The organism is Pseudoduganella sp. RAF53_2, from assembly GCF_052113985.1.
GTDB lineage: Bacteria > Pseudomonadota > Gammaproteobacteria > Burkholderiales > Burkholderiaceae_D > Rugamonas.
Genome location: NZ_JBFRDW010000956.1, coordinates 1 through 1,516, shown reverse-complemented (window position 1 = coordinate 1,516; position 1,516 = coordinate 1). Strand labels below are relative to the sequence as shown.

The window sequence follows — 1,516 nt, the reverse complement described above, 5'->3', positions numbered from 1 at the left end:
CGCATCTTCGGTACGAACAACTTCTTCCACCGGAATGTAGTAGTCGCGCTTGTAGTTAAAGGTGTGGGTGATGATCGCAGCCATCAGGACAACGAAGCCCACCACGGCCGGCAGCCACATTTGCCAGATCAGCGCGAAGCCGATCGCGAAGCTGATGGCCGAGATAATGAAGCCGGCGCCAGTATTCTTCGGCATGTGGATGGACACGAAGTCTTTCAGCGGACGCTCATAACCATTCTTCTTCATATCGGCCCAGGTGTCGTTGTCATGCACACGTGGAGTGAATGCGAAGTTGTAGTCCGGCGGTGGCGAGGAAGTCGACCACTCCAGGGTACGGCCGCCCCACGGGTCGCCGGTGACGTCGCGCAGCTTGTCGCGGCGCAGGAAGCTGACCACGAACTGCATGATCATCGCACCGATACCGATAGCGATCAGGCCGGCGCCGATAGCGGCGATAACGAACCAGATGCGCAGCGAAGGATCTTCGAAGTGGCTCATACGGCGGGTCACGCCCATCAGGCCCAGCACATACAGCGGCATGAAGGCTGCGTAGAAGCCGATCACCCAGCACCAGAAGGACACTTTGCCCCAGAACTCGTCCAGCTTGAAGCCGAAGGCTTTCGGGAACCAGTAATTGATGCCGGCGAACAGGCCGAACAGCACGCCACCGATGATCACGTTGTGGAAGTGCGCGATCAGGAACAGCGAGTTATGCAGCACGAAGTCCGCAGGAGGAACCGCCAGCAGCACGCCGGTCATACCGCCGATCACGAAGGTGATCATGAAGGCGRTGGTCCACATCATTGGCAGCTCGAAGCGGATACGGCCGCGGTACATGGTGAACAGCCAGTTGAAGATCTTGGCGCCGGTCGGGATCGAGATGATCATCGTGGTGATGCCGAAGAACGAGTTCACGCTGGCGCCGGAGCCCATGGTGAAGAAGTGGTGCAGCCACACCAGGTAGGACAGCAGGGTGATCACGACGGTTGCATACACCATGGAGGTGTAGCCGAACAGGCGCTTGCCGCAGAACGTGGACACCACTTCCGAGAAAATACCGAAGGCCGGCAGTACCAGGATGTAGACCTCAGGGTGGCCCCAGATCCAGATCAGGTTCACGTACACCATGGCGTTGCCGCCCAGGTCATTGGTGAAGAAGTTGGTGCCGAACATGCGGTCCAGGGACAGCATGGCCAGCACGGCGGTCAGCACCGGGAAGGCAGCAACGATCAGCACGTTGGTGCACAGGGAAGTCCAGGTGAACACTGGCATCTTCATCATCGACATGCCAGGCGCACGCATCTTGACGATGGTCACCACAAGGTTAATACCGGATAGCAGTGTTCCCACGCCGGCAATCTGTAATGACCAGATATAGTAGTCGACACCCACATCCGGGCTGGCCAGGATGCCGGACAGCGGCGGATACGCCAGCCAGCCGGTACGGGCGAATTCACCCACGAACAGGGAAGCCATGGTCAGCATGCCGCCGAACACGGACATCCAGAACGAGAAG

1 protein-coding gene is annotated in these 1,516 nt (G+C 58.9%); it reads right to left on the bottom strand.

The window, feature by feature from the left end; all coding sequences use genetic code 11:
- A partial coding sequence (locus AB4Z11_RS31380; RefSeq protein WP_442030039.1) for a cbb3-type cytochrome c oxidase subunit I occupies positions 1-1,516 on the bottom strand: 1,516 nt, incomplete at both ends.